Source organism: Hymenobacter miniatus, assembly GCF_016427455.1.
Taxonomy (GTDB): Bacteria; Bacteroidota; Bacteroidia; order Cytophagales; family Hymenobacteraceae; genus Hymenobacter; species Hymenobacter armeniacus.
This window is the reverse complement of sequence record NZ_JAELXR010000001.1, coordinates 657,908-674,742: the sequence shown is the minus strand read 5'-3', so window position 1 is coordinate 674,742 and position 16,835 is coordinate 657,908. Positions and strand designations below refer to the sequence as shown.

Here is a 16,835-nt window from a genome sequence, read left to right as displayed (position 1 = left end):
CCCCCATTTCCATGTTCGTTAAACGCACGCTGCTGACGGCCTCTCTGGCCGCCCTGGCAGCTCCGGCGGCTCTGCACGCCCAAACCCAAACCCTTGACGGCATTTCGCGCGTGTCGCGCACGGCCATCGAGCCGGTGTATGCCGGCAACGAGGTGAAAGGCTACGTGACCTACACCAAGGGCGACAAGGCCGACAAGAAAAACGACAACTTCCTGCTCGATTTCTACGACCAGGACCTCAACAAGGTGACCAACATCACCCTGCAAAAGCCCGCCGGCAAGTACTTTCTGCTGCGCAACGCTTTCAACGGCTCGGCCTTCGCCATGTACTACTACAACGCCAAGGATAAGACCCTAGAGCTGGAAACCTACGACACCAGCCTCAAAAAACTGGGGTTCAAGGCCATTGGCGAGCTGAACCGGGCCGACATGGCCGCCACCATGCAGTCGTTTGGGGCGCAGGGCAACGACGGCGACAGCGGCGGCGGGGGCATGTTCGGCTCGATGGGCCTGTTTCCGGTGCCTAATTACGGCTTCGTGCGCAACAGCTACGAAGGCACGATGAAGGGCTACAACCTGCAGATGTACGACGACAAGCTGACGCCGCGCTGGCGCATTGCCGCCGACCCCAAGGCCAAGTTCTACGAAACCATCAACCTGACCCAGGCCGTGGACAAGTACATCCTGGGCACGGCCCTGCGGCGCGACGGCGTGATGTCGAAGAAAATCAATCCCTACATGGTGGCCATTGAGGCGGCCACGGGCAAGAAAGTATTCGAGATGCCGGTGGAAACCAGCACCACCGAGCAGCTGTCGCTCAGCTCGTTCACCTTCGACCCGGTGAAGCGCGAGTTCATCGCCGTGGGCGAGTTCTACAAGCTGAACGACAAGCCGTTTGTGAACAAAAGCCAGGGCTTTTTCATCAAGCGCTTCAGCGAAGCCGGCAAGCAGGTGGCCGTGACCAACTACGGCTGGCACAACCAGGTGGCCGCCGCCATGCCCGCCGAAGCCCGCCAGAGCCTCGAAGACGGCTTTGTGAACTACACGCACTCCATCGTGCGCGGCTCCAACGGCATGACCTACATCGTGGCCGAGCAGTACAAGGTGGTGGGCGACGGCATGGGCATTGCCATGACCATGCTGGGCGGTAATGCCTCGGTGTCGAAGGGCAAAATCGCCAACATGCTGGTGTTTGCCCTCGACCCCGAGTACAAGCTCACGCAAGTGAAATTCTTCCCCAAAGACCCTTCCGTGGCCTACGTGCCGCCGGGAGCGGGCCTCATGGGCACGGGTTTCCTGGGCATGTACTTCCGCCAGTCGGGCCAGTTCGATTACCAGTTCACCCAGAAAAACGACGCCAACTCGCAGTTCAACGTGGTGTACATCAACTACGACAAGGAAAAGGGCGAGGCCACCAAGAAGGTCATCGGCAACGTGGCCTTCGGCGACAACGGCCAATTCAAAGTCGACAAGATTGACGGCACCAGCAACGCCACCGCCTCGTACCTGTACCCGGCCAAGCCCGGCTACGTGATGCTGGTGGACTACCTCAAGAAAGAAAAGAAAATGGGCATGAAGCTCGTCAAACTGAACATCTAAGCAACTTTGGTTGCGGTTCAGCAGAAAAGGTCCGGCAGTTGCCGGGCCTTTTTCGTTTAATGGCCAGCGTTATTTAATGCCGTCCGTCATGCTAAGCTTGTCGAAGCATGACGGACGGCATTAATTCCAGGCTGTAGCGCCTGATTCTCTGTTATCACCCTTTACCCTCATCCCTTGACCAAGCGCGATTTTGACGCCGTTGTGGTCGGCTCGGGTCCCAACGGGCTGGCCGCCGCCATCACGCTGCAGCAGCAGGGGCTGTCGGTGCTGCTGCTCGAAGGCAAGGACACGGTGGGCGGCGGCCTGCGCACGGCCGAGCTGACGCTGCCCGGCTTCAAGCACGACATCTGCTCGGCGGTGCACCCGCTGGCGGCCGAGTCGCCGTTTTTTCGCACGCTGCCGCTGGCGGCCCACGGCCTGGAATTTATTTACCCACCGGTGGCCGCGGCCCATCCTTTCGCCAACGGCACGGCGGCCGCGCTGCACTCTTCATTGGCCGAAACCGCCGCCGCCCTCGGCGCCGACGCCGACGCCTACCGCCAACTGATAGCCCCCGTGGTGAACGACTGGCGGGCCCTGGCGCCGGCCATCCTGGGGCCTTTGCGCTTGCCAGCGCACCCGCTCGCCATGGCCCGCTTCGGCCTGAAAGGCTTGTTGCCGGCCCAGCTGCTGGCCAACCGTTACTTCACCACCCCCGAAGCCCGGGGCCTGTGGGCGGGCATGGCGGCGCACGCGCAACTGCCGCTGAGCAGCGTGGCCACGTCGGCCATTGGGCTGGTGCTGCTGGCGTTGGGGCACGTGGGCGGCTGGCCGGTGCCCCGGGGCGGCTCGCAGCAAATTGCGGCGGCGCTCACGTCCTATTTCACATCGCTGGGCGGCCAGGTCGAAACGGGGGTGTATGTCAAGTCGCTGAGCCAGCTGCCGTCGGCGCACGCGGTGCTGCTCGATGTGACGCCCCGGCAGCTGCTGGCCATTGCGGGGCAGCAGCTGTCGTCGCTCTACAAGTGGCAATTGGCGCGCTACCGCTACGGCATGGGCGTCTTTAAAATTGACTGGGCCCTGGCCGAGCCCATTCCCTTCACGGCCCCCGAGTGCAGCCGGGCGGGCACGGTGCACCTCGGCAACACGCTGGAAGAAATCACCCACGCCGAACAGCTCACCTGGGACGGCCACCACCCCGAGCGGCCCTTCGTGCTGCTGGCCCAGCAAAGCCTGTTTGACGCCACACGGGCGCCGGCGGGCCGCCATACGGCCTGGGCTTACTGCCACGTGCCCCACGGCTCCACGCGCGACATGACCCAGGCCATTGAGCAACAGGTGGAACGTTTTGCGCCGGGCTTTCGGGAGCGCATTCTGGCCCGTCACACCATGGGCCCCGCCCAGATGGAAGCCCACAACCCCAACTACGTGGGCGGCGACATCAACGGCGGCGTGCTCGACATCGGGCAGCTGTTCACGCGGCCGGTGCTGCGCTTGTCGCCCTACCAAACTTCGGCCAAGGGGCTCTACCTGTGCTCTTCGTCGACGCCGCCCGGCGGGGGCGTGCACGGCATGTGCGGCTACCACGCCGCGCGCCGCGCCCTGGCCGACGTGTTTAACGTTCGCCTGCCCGGTATCTTGGCGGCATGAGACCCGCCTACATCCTCGCGCTGGGGGCCATCGCCCTGCTTTTTTACTTGGCCATCCCGTATGGCAGCCGCTTGTTCTTCCCGCGCATCGTCATCGGTTACGATACGGCGGTAAATGCCCGCGTGACGGGGCACATGCAGAGCCGTAGCTACCACAGCTTTTTCTTTGACGGCCATACCAAAAACCAGTACGATGTAAGTGCCTTTGTGGCAGCCGCGGCCCCGGCCGAAGCAGCCAACGATAACCCTGATACTTTGGAGTTGAACGTGTACCTGAAGCACGGCGACCTCCTCCGCAAGAAGGCCCATTCCGGTGTGCTCACTGTGCAGCGCGGCAGCAAAGTAACGCAATGGGTGTGCCCACCCGAGGAGAAAGGCGCGGCCGAACCGGTGGGAGCAACGGCCACAAAACCGGTGACCGGGAGTACGCCGGGGCCGGCCCCCGGCCAGCGGAGTGTGCCGCTGTAAGACGTTCATCGCGAGGCCGCTGCATTTGCAGCCACCCTGCCCGTGCTCGACGACACAGACGGGGCCATACAGCTCCGCGTTACACTAAACCCTCGGCCTCACCAGTTGCAACAGCTTCGCCTGGCTTTTGCACCGCATCGTTCGGCCGTAGCTTATCGGCAATTGGGCCAAGGCATTGGTAATTTACTACGCCCAGTCGGGCCGCTACTATTTCAACACTGGGTACCAGAAAACCACCCAAATGGGCGGAGGGCTAACTGAAAGCGGCGATTTTCAAGAAATCAGCGGGTGGGTGCGCCCCAATTCTTCCACGGCGGCGGTGGCGCCTCCAGTCGCGGTGCAGGACAAGTAAGGTCGTTGATTGACCATCTTTCCCTCGAATCCGGTGTGTTTGAATGAGGCCGTGTCCCTTAATGCTTGGGAAAAGAAAAAGGCCGTTTCCTGATTGGAAACGGCCTTTTCTTAGGTAGCGGGGACTGGACTCGAACCAGTGACCTTTGGGTTATGAGCCCAACGAGCTACCAACTGCTCCACCCCGCACTGTTTGGTTCTGCAAAAGTACGGGGATTTTCTGGGATGTCAATTATTTGGCTCATATTTCTTGCCCAGCGCTGATAACGCCTTAGCGGACAGGAAATAATTTTTTAGGTGCCTGCCTGCGCTAGGCGCGGTCGCCGGTGGTCTTCACCAGGTTGATGCCGGCAAAAAAGAAGATGAGGCCCACCACAAACGGGACGATGGAGTTCATCTTGCTCAGGCCAATGCCGCCCACGCCCAGGAAAGCGAGGGCGCCGATGATGATGCCAATGATGCCCAACACGGTGAGAATGCTGCCAAAAGTGCGTTTCTGATTCATGGCAAAAGAGGGATGAGGTAAAATCGGAGGGAAACCCGGACGGGCCGGGACTTGCGCCTCATACGCCAATGGCCTGCAAATGGATAGCCACCGCGCCGAAATACCCCTGCTCCCATGCTACTTATGGACTGCCGCTAGCACTGGCAGGGCTCCGAAATACCAGTTTATTCAGCCATCTTTGCTATCGTATTTAGCATTTGTGTTATGCCGTCTCAGCGCTCGCCTGCCCTTGGGTTCATTTTCGTTACGTTACTGATTGACGTCAGCGGGCTCGGCATCATCATTCCGGTGGTGCCCACGCTCATTCGGCAGCTCACGGGCGAGGGGCTGAGCCAGGCGGCCGTGTATTCGGGCTGGCTCACGTTTGCCTACGCCGGGGCGCAGTTCTGCTTTGCGCCGGTGATGGGCGGGCTCAGCGACAAGCTGGGGCGGCGGCCGGTGCTGTTGGCCGCGCTGCTTGGGCTGGGGCTCGACTACATTTTTCTGAGCTTTGCGCCCACGCTGGCCTGGCTGTTTGTGGGGCGCGTGGTGGCGGGCATCACGGGGGCCAGCTTCACCACGGCCACGGCCTACATCGCCGACATCAGCACGCCCGAAAACCGGGCCCAGAACTTTGGCATGGTGGGCGTGGCGTTTGGCCTGGGCTTCATCATCGGGCCCACAGTGGGCGGGCTGCTGGCGGGGTTTGGCGCCCGCACGCCGTTTATGGTGGCCGCGGCCCTGAGCTTGTGCAACTTCCTGTACGGGCTGCTGGTGCTGCCCGAGTCGCTGGCGCCGGCCAAGCGCCGGGCCTTCGAGTGGGCCCGGGCCAACCCCGTGGCCTCGCTGCTGCGGCTGAAGCGCTACCCGGCGGTGCTGGCGCTGGTGGCCTCGCTGGTGCTGATTTACCTGGCGGGCTCGTCGGTGCAGTCGGTCTGGACGTTTTACACCGAGCTGAAATTTGGCTGGGGCGAAGGCATGGTGGGCATTTCGCTGGGCGTCATCGGGTTGTTTTCGGCCCTGGTGCAGGGCGGGCTGGTGCGCGTGGCCATTCCGAAGCTGGGCGCGGCGCGGGCCATTGTGGTGGGGCTGCTGTGCTACACGGTGGGCTTTGTGCTGTTTGCCTTTGCCTGGCGGGGCTGGCTGATGCTGGCGTTTCTGGCGCCCTATTGCCTGGGCGGCATCGCGGGGCCGGCGCTGCAAAGCACCATTTCGGGCCAAGTGCCGGCCAACGAACAAGGCGAGCTGCAGGGCGCCCTCACCAGCCTGATGAGCGTGACCGGCGTGGTGGGCCCGCTGCTAATGACGGGCCTGTTCCGCTACTTCACCCGCGAGGATGCGCCGGTGCATTTTCCGGGGGCGCCGTTTGTGCTGGGGGCGGTGATGGCGCTGGCCAGCGCGGGGCTGGCCCTGCGCTCGTTTCGGCGGCACCCGCCCGTGGAAGTGGCCGCGGCGCCGGCCGATGCCATGCCGGCTCACTAAGGCCCCGAGCAAGACAACCCCCATGTGCCGCCGGCCGTGTACCTTGCGCCAGACCGACTGTTGCCCATGACTTCCGACCTTCCCGCGCCGCTCATTGAGTTCACCTACCGCGACGACCTCGACATACTGGTGGGCCGCTGGGGCTACCAGCCGGACCCGCGCGAGCTGCCGGCCGTGTACCAGCAAATGACCGACGCGGCCTTGGACAACAGGGCACGCTTCTGGCTGCAAGACATTCGCCGCCGCACCCTCAACGACCCCTCGACGACCGAGTGGCTGCTGACCAAGTTCTTTCCGGACATGGCGCGGCGGCTCGACGGGCGGCTGTATGTGGCCTATCTGGTGGGGCCGGCGCTGCACGACGCCATTGTGAACCAGCCGGGCTACGTGTCGGCCGAAGCCTACGACGACAAGCCCTACGCCATTTCGTTTTTTGGTGATGAGGGCGCGGCCATTCGTTGGCTGCAGATTCAGCAGACCGACAAAGTGGGTTCCTAGGCCGGCAAGCATCGCACTGCTTCAGCAATATTTTTCTTACCGAAAAAGGCTTTCCCAATCCGTGGGAAGGCCTTTTTTCATTCTCATTGCAACCTATTTCCAGCCAAGTCATTGGACAATTACGAAAGTTTCGTAGTTTTACGACATCATCGTAATCAGCTAGCTCCCCGACTTCATGGAACGCCTCACCCAACCCGAAGAAGACGCCCTGCGTGTACTGTGGCCGCTGCCCGCCGGCGGCTTTGTGAAAGACGTGCTCGACCAGCTGCCCGCGCCGCGCCCGCCCTACACCACGCTGGCCAGCACCCTGCGCAACCTGGAGCGCAAAGGCTACGTGCGCGCCGAAAAGCTGGGCAACTCCTACCGCTTCGTGCCCGTGGTGTCGGCCGACGACTACCAGCGCCGCTCCCTGGGCACGCTGGTGAAGCAGCATTTTCAGAATTCCTACAAGGAGCTGGTGTCGTTTTTCGCGCAAGACAATAAAATCAGCGCCGAAGAGCTGCAGGAGATTATCAAGCTCATCGAAAGCAAGAAGGAGGAGTAGCCATGCTGTCGCCCACGCTCCTGTATCTGCTGAAGGCCAACGGCGCGCTGCTGCTTTTCGCACTGGCCTATTTCGGGCTGCTGCGCCGGCTCACATTTTTCACGCTGAATCGGTTTTACCTCCTGTTTGCGCTGTTGTTTTCGGCGGTGTACCCGGCTCTGCCGGTGCCCGCGCTGCTGCCGCCGGTGGCGGCGGTGCCGGTGGTCCTGGTGCTGCCGGAGGTGACCACAGCAGCCGGCTTATCGCCAGTTACCGCCCCCGCGCCCGTTGATTGGAACGCCGTGGTACTGGCCGTGTACGTTGCGGGCGTGGCCCTGGGGCTGCTGCGGTTGCTGGTGCAGCTGCTGTCGCTGGCGCGGCTGCTGCGCCTTTCGCGGCCGGCGGTGGTGAGCGGTGCGGCCGTGCGGGTGCTGCCCGGCGACGTCAGCCCGTTCTCGTTTGGGTCAACCATTTACCTGAACCCGGCCCGTCACCCTGCCCCGGAGCTGGCGGCCGTGCTGCGCCACGAGCAGGTGCACGTGCGCCACTGGCACACGCTGGACGTGCTGCTGGCCCACTTGGCCCAGGCCGCGGCCTGGTGCAACCCGGCGGCGTGGCTGCTGCGCCGCGCCCTGCTCGACAACCTCGAATTTCTGGCCGACCACGCCGCCCTGCAGTCGGGCCTCGACCGGCGCGCCTACCAATACAGCCTGCTGCGCCTGAGCCAGGCACAGCCGGGCCCGGCCCTCGTTTCGCATTTCACATTTCCAACCCTCAAAAACCGTGTTGCCATGATGAACACACCGCTTTCTTCGACCGGGCAGTTGGCCCGCTATTTTGTGGCCGGGCCGCTGGTGCTGGCTGCTGCCCTGGGCTTTTCGGGCGCGCGGGCGCAGGGCGCCGGACCGGTGGTGCCGGTGGCGGCCCACGAAGCATCGGCTCAACCAGACCGGGAGCACACCACCGACTACCACATTACCCACTACCTCGACGGCAAGGTGAGTTCCATCGCGGATGAGCTTAAACTCGGCGCTGAAAATGTGGCGTCTATGGTGGCATTGAAAGGCGGAGCCGCCCGCAAAATCTCCGGCAATCCGCAGGACGAATACGTGATGGTCATGACCTCGAAGCAGAACCAGAACCGCCCCGATGTGCTTGCCTTCAACCAAAAAGTGGCCGCGGCCGAAGCCCGGGCCGCCTCCACACGCCCGGTGCCCGCGCCCGCCGCACGCCGCCGTCCGGCCGGGCAACCCTCGTCGGTTCGGACTGTGCAAGGGGTTCGCCTCGCGTCGGCGCCTGCGTCGAGCGCCGCGCCGGCGGCTTCGCAGCCCAGCGGACCGCCGCCGGTGTATTACGTAGACGGCAAGGTCACCCGCGACGGCTTGGCGAACGTCGCCCCCGACGCCATTGCCTCCGTCAACGTGTTCAAGGGCGAAAAAGCGCGGGAGCTGGCGGGTAACGCGGGCGCGGCAGGCGTCGTGGTCATCACCACCAAGCAGCGCCAAGACGCGCCCGAAGTGCGCGCATTCAACGAGAAGCTGGGCATTGCGGCCTCACCGCCGGCTCCGGCCGCCAGTGTGCCCTACCTGGCTGCGCCAGCGCTGGCCTACATCACGCAGCACTACCCGGCCGCCCGCCTGCTGGGCGTGAGCGAAGTGAAGGCAGCCGACGCCACCCCCTCGCACTACCAGGCCAATATTGTGATGGGTCGCCGGCCGGCCTACCTGCTCTTCGACGCGCAAGGCCAGTTCATCTCGGAGTCGTACACCAGCTACCTGAAATAACAGCCCCACCAGACGACGGGCATTGGTTGTTCTTTGCGAAAGCCGCTTCCTTTACCGGAAGCGGCTTTTTAGTGTTTGCCGAGATGCAGCCCCGGCCGCAATTTGCTTTCTTTAGGAGCTTTTTGCATCAGTGTAACACTCCTTTTTGCGTCTATGAACAATCGATACGTTGTGGCCAGCACAGCCGCCCTACTGGCCCTGGCCAGCTGCGCCGGCACCAAGCCTGCTACCGTGGCCACCGCCACGCCGCCCGCACCTGCCCCGACCACCGAAACCTACCCCAAGGGCGTGGGGCTCGACATGGCCGACCTCGACCGCACGGTGAACCCCTGCGACGACTTCTTCCAATTTTCGGGCGGCAACTGGCTGCGCAACAACCCCGTGCCGAGCTACGCCAGCAGTTGGGGGCCGCGTAACCTGCTCGGCAACCGAACGCAGGACCTGCTGCGCAAGATTCTGGAGGACGCGGCGGCCAACCGCAACGCCACGCCCGGCTCGAACCTGCAGAAGGTGGGTGACTTCTACGCCGCCGCCATGGACACGGCCGCCATCGACCGGGCCGGCATCGCGCCCCTCAAGCCCGAGCTGGACCGCGTGGCGGCCGTGCGCGACGCGGCCGCCCTACGCGCCGAAATCATTCATTTGCAGGACCTGGGCCTCGGCGTGCTGTTCCGCATCGGGGTGGACGTGGATGAGAAAAACACCTCGCAATATGCCGTGCAGATGAACCAGGGCGGCCTCACGCTGCCCAACCGGGAGTTTTACTTCAAAACCGACGCCCGGACCGAGAAGGTGAAAACGGCTTACCGCACCTACATGCAGGAGCTGTTCCGCCTGCAAGGGGCCGCGCCCACGGTGGCCCAGCTCGACGCGGCCACCGTAGAGCGCATCGAAACGCGCCTGGCCAAGGCCTCGCGCACGCCGGTGGAACTGCGCGACCCGCAAGCCAACTACAACAAGATGACCGTGGCGGCTGCCCAGAAGCGCTACCCGGCGCTCGACCTCAAGGGCCTGCTGGCCGGCTTGCAGCTGGGCAAAGCGCAGGAAATCATCGTCGGGCAGCCGGCGTTTTTTGACGAGGTGAACGCCGTGCTGAAGACCGAGAGCGTGCCCGACCTCAAGACCTACCTGCGCTGGCACTTGCTGCGTGGGTCGGCGGCGGCCCTGCCCACGCCATTTGCCGACGCCTCTTTCCGCTACAACCAGGCCCTGACCGGCGCCAAACAGCAAGCTTCGCGCTGGAAGCGCATGCAGGCCGTGACCGACCAGACGCTGGGCGAGGCTTTCGGGCAGTTGTACGTCGACCAGGCCTTCAGCCCCGAAGCCAAGGCCAAGGCCCTGGAAATGGTGAACAACATCAAGGCCAGCATGGCCGAGCACATCCAGACCAACACCTGGATGAGCGCCCCCACCAAGGCCGAAGCCTTGAAGAAGCTGAACGCCCTGCGCGTGAAAATCGGCTACCCCGACGTGTGGAAGGACTATTCGACGCTGAAAATCACCCGCGAGAGCTACCTCAAAAACGTGCTGGCCGCCCGCCAGTGGGAACGCCGCCGCGAGGCTGCCCACCTGGGCCAGCCCATCGACCGCAACGAGTGGGGCATGACGCCGCCCACCATCAACGCCTACTACAACCCGCCGATGAACGAAATCGTGTTTCCGGCCGGCTACCTCCAACCGCCCTTCTTCGACCCCAAAGCCGACGACGCCATCAACTACGGCGCCATTGGCGGGGTGATGGGCCACGAAATGACCCACGGCTTCGACGACCAGGGCCGCCAGTACGACTCGGAGGGCACTCTGCGCGACTGGTGGACGCCGGCCGACGCGGCCGAGTTCACGAAGCGCGCGGCCGTGGTGGGCCGGCAGTACGACGCCTTCTCGCCGCTGGACTCCGTGCACGTGAACGGCCAGCTGACGATGGGTGAAAACCTGGCCGACTTCGCCGGCCTGACCGTGGTGTACGGCGCCCTGCAGAAGCAATTGCAGCAGCGCTACGGCAACGGCCCGCGCCCGAAGTTCGACGGCTTCACGCCCGAGCAGCGCTATTTCCTGAGCTGGGCCCAGCTGCGCCGCCAGAACATCCGCCCCGAAGCCCTGCGCCAGCAAATTGCCACCGACCCGCACTCGCCCGGCCAGTACCGCACCATTGGCCCGCTCATGAACATGCCGCAGTTTCAGGCCGCCTTCGGGTGCAAGGAGGGTGATAAGATGATACGCCCAGCCGCCCAGCGGGCGGTGATTTGGTAGTAGCGCGGACCCACAGTCCGCGGCCTCGCTCTGCTTAACTGCCCTTTGAACGCGAAGCCCCGATGCTCGTGCATCGGGGCTTTTTTACGCCGCTATATTTAGGTCGGCATTCTACCCATGGCGTGCCTTATCCTCTTTTCCATGAAGCACTTCTTCTCTTTGTGGCGCGGCTGGCCGGCGGCGCTGCTAGTTCTTTTGTGGCTGGCGGGGCCGGCGGCGCGGGCCCAGGCCCCGGCCTGGCAGATGGCTGTGGCGGCGGGCGGCCCCAACTCCTACGTGCAAACAATGGCTGCTGACGGGAGCGGCAACGTTTATGTAGCAGGGAGTTTTTCCGGGACGGCGACCTTTGGCAGCACGACGCTGACCAGCGCCGGGGGAAAAGATGTTTTTGTCGCTAAGTGGAACAACACTACAAGGGGTTTTGTGTGGGCCCAGAGCGCGGGGGGTACCGCCGATGACGCGGCCAGCAAAGTAGCTGTAAACGGAACAAGCATCTTCCTGGCGGGCAGCTCCAGCAGCCCGACAGTTAATTTCGGGGCCACGCAGTTAACCAATTCCGGAAATGCGAACGGATTCATTGCCAAGCTTATCGACGCTGGCAATTCGACGATTTTTGCGTGGGCCCAGAGAACAGACGGAATTGTGACCAGCATCGCCGTGAATGGCTCAGCTATTTACACCACGGGTACCTTCTCATCATTCGCCCGCTTTGACAGCGTTACCCTTTTCGGTGCTGGGGGGAGCGACGTGTTTGTTGCGAAACTGACCGATTTTGGCACTACCAGCGGTTTTGCATGGGCCAAGCAAGCCGGCGGTGCAGGCAGCGACTATGCAACGGCCATTGCGGTGAGTGGCACGGATGTGTATGTGGCGGGCTTCTTTCTCGGCTCCTCAACCGTTTTTGGCAACCTTACCGTCGCTAACGCCGGCGGGCAGGATGCCTTTGTGGCCAAACTCACGGATGCTGCTTCTGCTGGCAACTTTGTGTGGGCGCAACGTGCCGGAGGAACCGGAAACGACCAGGTCACGGCCATCAGCATAAGCGGCACCGGTGTGTATGTGGCCGGAAGGTTTGGGTTTCCATCCGCTTCGTTCGGCAGCGCATCCTTGACGACGGCAGGAGGCACCGATATTTTCATCGCCAAGCTCACGGATAGCGGCCCTGGCAGCAGCTTTGTGTGGGCGCAGCGGGCTGGCAGCCCCTACGACGACTACGCCATGTCGCTGTCGATGGCATCCGGGAACAGTATGTACCTGACGGGCATTATTGATAGTCCAACGGCCGACTTTGGCGGCACGGTGCTCACTACGGCTGGGGACACCGATATGTATGTTGCCAAGCTGCAGGACAACGGCAACAACGCCGCATTTGCCTGGGCCCAACAAGCGGGCGGCATATTCAATGACCAAGGCTCGGCAGTGGCGGCAAGTGGTACGCAGGTGTACGTAGCTGGCAATTTCGGTCCGCCGGCGGCCTTTGGAAGCTATACCATCACGGGTTCGGGTATTATATCCGGCTTCCTGGCCTCCCTCACCGACCCCACTCTCACGGCCACCACCGGGGCACAGGGCACGTTGCGCTTTGCCCTGGCACCCAACCCAGCCAGCGCCACGGCTGCCGTGCAACTGCCGGCCCTGCCCGGCGCTGCTTCGGCCACGCTCACCCTGCTCGACGCCATGGGGCGCACCGTGCGCAGTTGGCAGGCCGTCCCCGGCACCCGCGTTGAGTTGGGCCTGACTGGACTTGCTTCCGGCCTCTACGCCGTGCGCGCGTGCGCGGGCAGCACCGTTGGCACCCAGCGCCTCGTAGTGGAATAACCCAACGAGCCGGCACCGCTTTAATGGTTTTGGGAAGGGCTCCCGCTGCCGCGGAAGCCCTTTTTGCTGTCATGGAAACTGCGGAGCTACCAGACTACTTATAAAATTTTGTGCTGGCTCATCTATCGGCAACGGTTGTGTAACTATCACAATCGTTGCCGATAAAAATCTTGTCTATTCAGTAGAAAAACAGGCATTTAATCCGGAAAGTCGGGATATACTTTTAATCCGACGCTGGTGCCAACAGGGCCCTCAGCGTCAGGTTTTTCTTTCCACTATCCCACCCAAACCTGTTTTCCTATGAAGAAACTTCAACGCATTTTTCTTACGGTGGCGGCTGCTCTCAGCGGCCACCTCAGCCTCTCGGCCCAGAACGCGCCGGTGCCGTTTGAGGCCGAAACCGGCGTTTCGGCCGGGGCGGCCATCAGCGGCGCCGCGCAGGGCGACTGGGCTTTCCGCACCGCCGGCACGCCGGCCGTTACCTACGCCACCTCGCTCACGGACGTGAGCGCCTACACCGCGCCCACTTCGCCCGGCGGCGGGGTGGGCGGCTCGGCCCCGGCCACCGACAACCGCGTGCTGAGCTACACCGTCACCTTCCCCGGCCCGGGCACCTACGACTTGTACGTGCGCGTGCGGGTGGGCAGCGCCGGCGCCAACGACGACAGCTTTTACTACGGCAAAACCTTTGGCACCAAAAACCCGACCACTGCCGCCGACTGGACCAGCGCCAACAACATCTTCAACATCGGCTACACCGGCGCCACCCAGGTGGTGGACGGGGGCGGCGGGGCCGGCACCGGCGTCTGGAAATGGATTAACATTTCGAAGTACAGCTTTGGCGGCGCGGCGCTGGTGACGTACACCGTGCCGGCCGGCGGCCTCACCCAAACCTTCCAGATTGGGGCCCGCGAAGACGGGCTGGACTTTGACAAGTTCGTGTTTGGGCAGAGCGGACTGTATTTCACGGTGGCCAACCTCGACGCTGGCGCGCAGGGTTCTACCACGCCGCCGGTCACGTTCACGCCCACCGGCGCGCCCTTCGCCACGGGCAAGCCCAAGTATCTGGGCTGCGCTTACAGCTCGCAGCAGGCACCCTTTTTCGGCAATTATTGGGACGCGGTGACGCCCGAAAACGGCGGCAAGTGGGGCGTGGCCGAAGGCACCCGCGGTAACTACAACTGGGCCGAGGCCGACGCCGCCTACGCCCAGGCCGTGGCCACGGGCGGGCCGTTCCGCTTTCACACGCTCATTTGGGGCACGCAGCAGCCCACTTGGCTGGTCGGCCTATCGCAGGCCGACCAGCTGACGGCCATCAACCAGTGGTTTGCGGCCGTGCGCGACCATTTCGCGGGCAAGCGCATCGACTTCATCGACGTGGTGAACGAGCCCACCCACCAACCGCCCGTGGTGCGCGCCGGCGCGGCCGACTGCGGCGGCTACATCGACGCGCTGGGCGGGAGCGGTGCCACCGGCTGGGACTGGGTAATTACTTCTTTCCAGCTGGCCCGCCAGTACTTTCCCAACGCGAAGCTGATGCTGAACGAGTACAGCGTGGAAAACGAACCCGCCCGGGCCGCTACCTACGTCACCATCGCCAACCTGCTGAAGGCCCGCGGGCTGATTGATGCCATCGGTATTCAGGGCCACTCGTTCTCGCTCCTCACTACTTCGTCGGCATCCATTCAGGCCAACATGGCCACGCTGGCCGCGCCCAACCTGCCGCTGTACGTGACGGAGTTCGACCTCGACGGCCTGGCCGATGCCGACCAGTTGGCCGCTTACCAGCGCATTTTTCCGCTGTTTTGGGAAAACCCGGCCGTGCGCGGCATCACCATGTGGGGCTACCGCGTGGGCCACTGGCGCACCGCCCAGGGCGCCAACCTGGCCAACGCCGACAACACCGAGCGCCCGGCCCTGGCCTGGCTGCGCACCTACGTGGCCGGCGCCTACACCGGGCCCATGTGGACCGGCAACACCAGCGGCGCCTGGGGCACCGCCAGCAACTGGATAACCAACAACGGTGCCCCGGCCAACGCGCTGGTATCATCGGCCACCGCCTACGCCGTGCCCCTGGCCACCGACGATGCCTTCTTCCCCAGCTACGCCGCCAACCAGCCCGTGGTCAGCGGGGCGCAGGCCATTCGCAGCGTCACGCTGTCGGGCAGCGGCGCCAGCCTTACCACGCCACCGGGCAGTGTGCTCACCATGACCGGCAACTTCACCAACAACGGCGGCGCCCTGGCCGGCAGCGGCAACGGCACCATCGCGCTGGCTGGCGCGGCGGCGCAAACCATTGGCGGCACCAGCCCGTCCAACTTCCAGAACCTGGCCGTTGGCGCGGCCGGTGCCAACCTAGCCGCTCCGGCCAGCGTGCGCCAGCTACTCACGCTGACGGGCAACCTCACCACCAACGGCCGCACGTTCACGTTGCTTTCGGACGCCGCAGGCACCGCAATGGTGGTGAACACCAGCGGCGCCGTGGTAGGCAACGCCACGGTGCAGCGCTACATCGCGCCCACCAACCCGGGCCTGGGCTACCGGCACTACGCGCCGCCGGTGAGCGGCAGCACGGTGGCCGATTTGGCTACGTCCAGCTTCACGCCGGTGGTAAACTCGAACTACAACACGGTGGGCAACACGGTAACGCCCTTCCCGACGGTGTTTGGCTACAATTCCTCGCGCCTGTTTGCTTCGGCCGCGCCCACCACCAGCGCGTTCGACTACGGCTGGGAATCGCCCACGACGCTGGGCGATGCGCTGATTCCCGGCCAAGGCTACTCCGTGAACCTGAGCGGCACGCAGCTCGTGGATTTTGTGGGCCCGCTTAATAATGGCAGCATCAGCCGCACGGGCCTTACGCGCAGCGCGCAGCCGGAGTCGGGTTGGCAATTGCTGGGAAACCCCTACCCGGCCCCGCTCGATTGGGAAGCCGTGAGCACCAGCGGCCTCGATGCAGCCGTGTATGTGTTCCGTTCCAGCGGGCCCTATGCCGGCACTTACGCCAGCTACGTGCGCGGCGGCGCCAGCACCAACGGCGGCACCAACCTGCTGCCCGTGGCCCAGGGCTTCTTTGTGCGCACCACTTCGGTGGCCACGCCGGGCGCCATCAACTTCGCTAATTCGGCCCGCGCCACCACCTACACCAGCCCCGTGTTCCAGCGCGGCAGCGCGGCCACCGACCCACTGGTGCGCCTCGACCTGCGCGGCACTACCGGCCCGGCCGATGAGGCGGTCATCACCTTCAGCAGCGGGGCCACGGCCGGCTTCGATGCCACGGCCGATGCCTACAAGCTCACGGCCGGCGGCGTGCCCGTGCTAGCCGCTGAGCTCAGCGCCACCAAGCTGCTGTCCATCAACGCGCTGCCGGCCCTCGGCGCCGCCGACGTGAACGTGCCGCTGCGTGTGCAAGCACCGCAAGCCGGGGCCTACACCCTGCGCGCCACCGAGCTGCTAAACCTGCCCGCCGGCCGCTACGCCTACCTGCGCGACGCTCAGACCGGTGCCTCCTTCGACCTGAGCCAGGCCACAGGCTACGCCGTGAACCTGACGGCTGGCCCGGCCGCTGCCGGCCGCTTCACGCTGGTCATCACCCAAAACCGCGTGCTGGCTACTGCCCCGGCGGCCATCAGCCAGCAGGTGGCGCTGTTTCCCAACCCGGCTCATGGCAGCGTTTCGCTGGCCCTGCCCGCCGCGCTCAGCGCCCAGGCCGTGGAAGTGGCGTTGCTGAACACGCTGGGCCAAACCGTGCTGCGCCAGACGCTGGCCGCCAGCACCGAGCTGCTGCGGCCGCTTGCGCTGCCCGGCCTGGCCCCGGGCATCTACACGGTGCGTCTGCAAACAGCCGCCGGCACCATCAGCAAGCGCCTGACCATCGACTAAACCCTGCCGCCCACCGGCCGCCAGCCACCATTTTTCGTGAAGGGCTGGCGGCCTTACCCGGGCCGTCAT

At 64.2% G+C, this 16,835-nt stretch carries 11 protein-coding genes and 1 tRNA gene; 10 read left to right on the top strand and 2 right to left on the bottom strand.

Annotation, left to right across the window (positions count from 1 at the left end; translation table 11 throughout):
* The first annotated feature begins 11 nt into the window (after positions 1 to 11).
* From JAO73_RS02955 to JAO73_RS02945, 3 genes are all read left to right on the top strand, one after another.
* Entirely contained in the window at positions 12 to 1,598 is a 1,587-nt protein-coding gene (locus JAO73_RS02955; RefSeq protein WP_198975656.1) for a DUF6770 family protein, read from the top strand.
* Between the two features lie 174 nt (positions 1,599 to 1,772).
* Positions 1,773 to 3,227 carry a phytoene desaturase family protein gene (locus tag JAO73_RS02950; protein ID WP_198975655.1) on the top strand — a complete coding sequence of 485 codons (1,455 nt, stop codon included), beginning with the start codon at positions 1,773 to 1,775 and terminating at the stop codon, positions 3,225 to 3,227.
* The gene (locus JAO73_RS02945; protein ID WP_198975654.1) at positions 3,224 to 3,694 is read left to right on the top strand and encodes a hypothetical protein; all 471 of its coding nucleotides are present in this window, start codon (positions 3,224 to 3,226) and stop codon (positions 3,692 to 3,694) included. The genes JAO73_RS02950 and JAO73_RS02945 overlap by 4 nt, the downstream gene beginning before the upstream one ends.
* Positions 3,695 to 4,161: 467 nt before the next feature.
* Here the strand turns inward: JAO73_RS02945 and JAO73_RS02940 are convergent.
* Both JAO73_RS02940 and JAO73_RS02935 read right to left on the bottom strand, forming a co-directional pair.
* Positions 4,162 to 4,234 (bottom strand) — tRNA-Met (locus JAO73_RS02940).
* 121 nt (positions 4,235 to 4,355) lie between these two features.
* Positions 4,356 to 4,550 carry a hypothetical protein gene (locus tag JAO73_RS02935; protein WP_190927011.1) on the bottom strand — a complete coding sequence of 65 codons (195 nt, stop codon included), beginning with the start codon at positions 4,548 to 4,550 and terminating at the stop codon, positions 4,356 to 4,358.
* A 204-nt stretch (positions 4,551 to 4,754) separates the two neighbouring features.
* Here JAO73_RS02935 and JAO73_RS02930 point away from each other — a divergent pair, with 204 nt between their 5' ends.
* The 7 genes from JAO73_RS02930 to JAO73_RS02900 all read left to right on the top strand — a co-directional run bounded on the left by JAO73_RS02930 (position 4,755) and on the right by JAO73_RS02900 (position 16,766).
* Positions 4,755 to 6,011 carry a TCR/Tet family MFS transporter gene (locus JAO73_RS02930; RefSeq protein WP_198975653.1) on the top strand — a complete coding sequence of 419 codons (1,257 nt, stop codon included), beginning with the start codon at positions 4,755 to 4,757 and terminating at the stop codon, positions 6,009 to 6,011.
* Between the two features lie 66 nt (positions 6,012 to 6,077).
* Positions 6,078 to 6,509 (top strand): hypothetical protein, encoded by a 432-nt coding sequence (locus JAO73_RS02925; RefSeq protein WP_198975652.1) that lies wholly within the window; start codon positions 6,078 to 6,080, stop codon positions 6,507 to 6,509.
* Between the two features lie 175 nt (positions 6,510 to 6,684).
* The gene (locus JAO73_RS02920) at positions 6,685 to 7,053 is read left to right on the top strand and encodes a BlaI/MecI/CopY family transcriptional regulator (protein ID WP_190927005.1); all 369 of its coding nucleotides are present in this window, start codon (positions 6,685 to 6,687) and stop codon (positions 7,051 to 7,053) included.
* 2 nt (positions 7,054 to 7,055) lie between these two features.
* On the top strand, positions 7,056 to 8,816 hold the full coding sequence (locus JAO73_RS02915; protein WP_198975651.1) for a M56 family metallopeptidase: 1,761 nt from the start codon (positions 7,056 to 7,058) through the stop codon (positions 8,814 to 8,816).
* 153 nt (positions 8,817 to 8,969) lie between these two features.
* Positions 8,970 to 11,066 (top strand): M13 family metallopeptidase, encoded by a 2,097-nt coding sequence (locus tag JAO73_RS02910; RefSeq protein ID WP_198975650.1) that lies wholly within the window; start codon positions 8,970 to 8,972, stop codon positions 11,064 to 11,066.
* Positions 11,067 to 11,207: 141 nt separating this feature from the next.
* A complete protein-coding gene (locus JAO73_RS02905) occupies positions 11,208 to 12,884 on the top strand; it encodes a T9SS type A sorting domain-containing protein (RefSeq protein ID WP_198975649.1) in 1,677 nt (558 codons plus the stop codon).
* Positions 12,885 to 13,184: 300 nt separating this feature from the next.
* The gene (locus tag JAO73_RS02900) at positions 13,185 to 16,766 is read left to right on the top strand and encodes an endo-1,4-beta-xylanase (protein WP_198975648.1); all 3,582 of its coding nucleotides are present in this window, start codon (positions 13,185 to 13,187) and stop codon (positions 16,764 to 16,766) included.
* Positions 16,767 to 16,835: the final 69 nt, after the last annotated feature.

What these genes read in the sequence shown, in the direction of transcription:
- JAO73_RS02920 (WP_190927005.1), top strand. Translation starts at nt 6,685, where the DNA reads ATGGAACGCCTCACCCAACCCGAAGAAGACGCCCTGCGTGTACTGTGG.
- JAO73_RS02925 (WP_198975652.1), top strand. Translation starts at nt 6,078, where the DNA reads ATGACTTCCGACCTTCCCGCGCCGCTCATTGAGTTCACCTACCGCGAC.
- JAO73_RS02900 (WP_198975648.1), top strand. Translation starts at nt 13,185, where the DNA reads ATGAAGAAACTTCAACGCATTTTTCTTACGGTGGCGGCTGCTCTCAGC.
- JAO73_RS02905 (WP_198975649.1), top strand. Translation starts at nt 11,208, where the DNA reads ATGAAGCACTTCTTCTCTTTGTGGCGCGGCTGGCCGGCGGCGCTGCTA.
- JAO73_RS02930 (WP_198975653.1), top strand. Translation starts at nt 4,755, where the DNA reads ATGCCGTCTCAGCGCTCGCCTGCCCTTGGGTTCATTTTCGTTACGTTA.
- JAO73_RS02935 (WP_190927011.1), bottom strand. Translation starts at nt 4,550, where the DNA reads ATGAATCAGAAACGCACTTTTGGCAGCATTCTCACCGTGTTGGGCATC.
- JAO73_RS02945 (WP_198975654.1), top strand. Translation starts at nt 3,224, where the DNA reads ATGAGACCCGCCTACATCCTCGCGCTGGGGGCCATCGCCCTGCTTTTT.
- JAO73_RS02955 (WP_198975656.1), top strand. Translation starts at nt 12, where the DNA reads ATGTTCGTTAAACGCACGCTGCTGACGGCCTCTCTGGCCGCCCTGGCA.
- JAO73_RS02910 (WP_198975650.1), top strand. Translation starts at nt 8,970, where the DNA reads ATGAACAATCGATACGTTGTGGCCAGCACAGCCGCCCTACTGGCCCTG.
- JAO73_RS02915 (WP_198975651.1), top strand. Translation starts at nt 7,056, where the DNA reads ATGCTGTCGCCCACGCTCCTGTATCTGCTGAAGGCCAACGGCGCGCTG.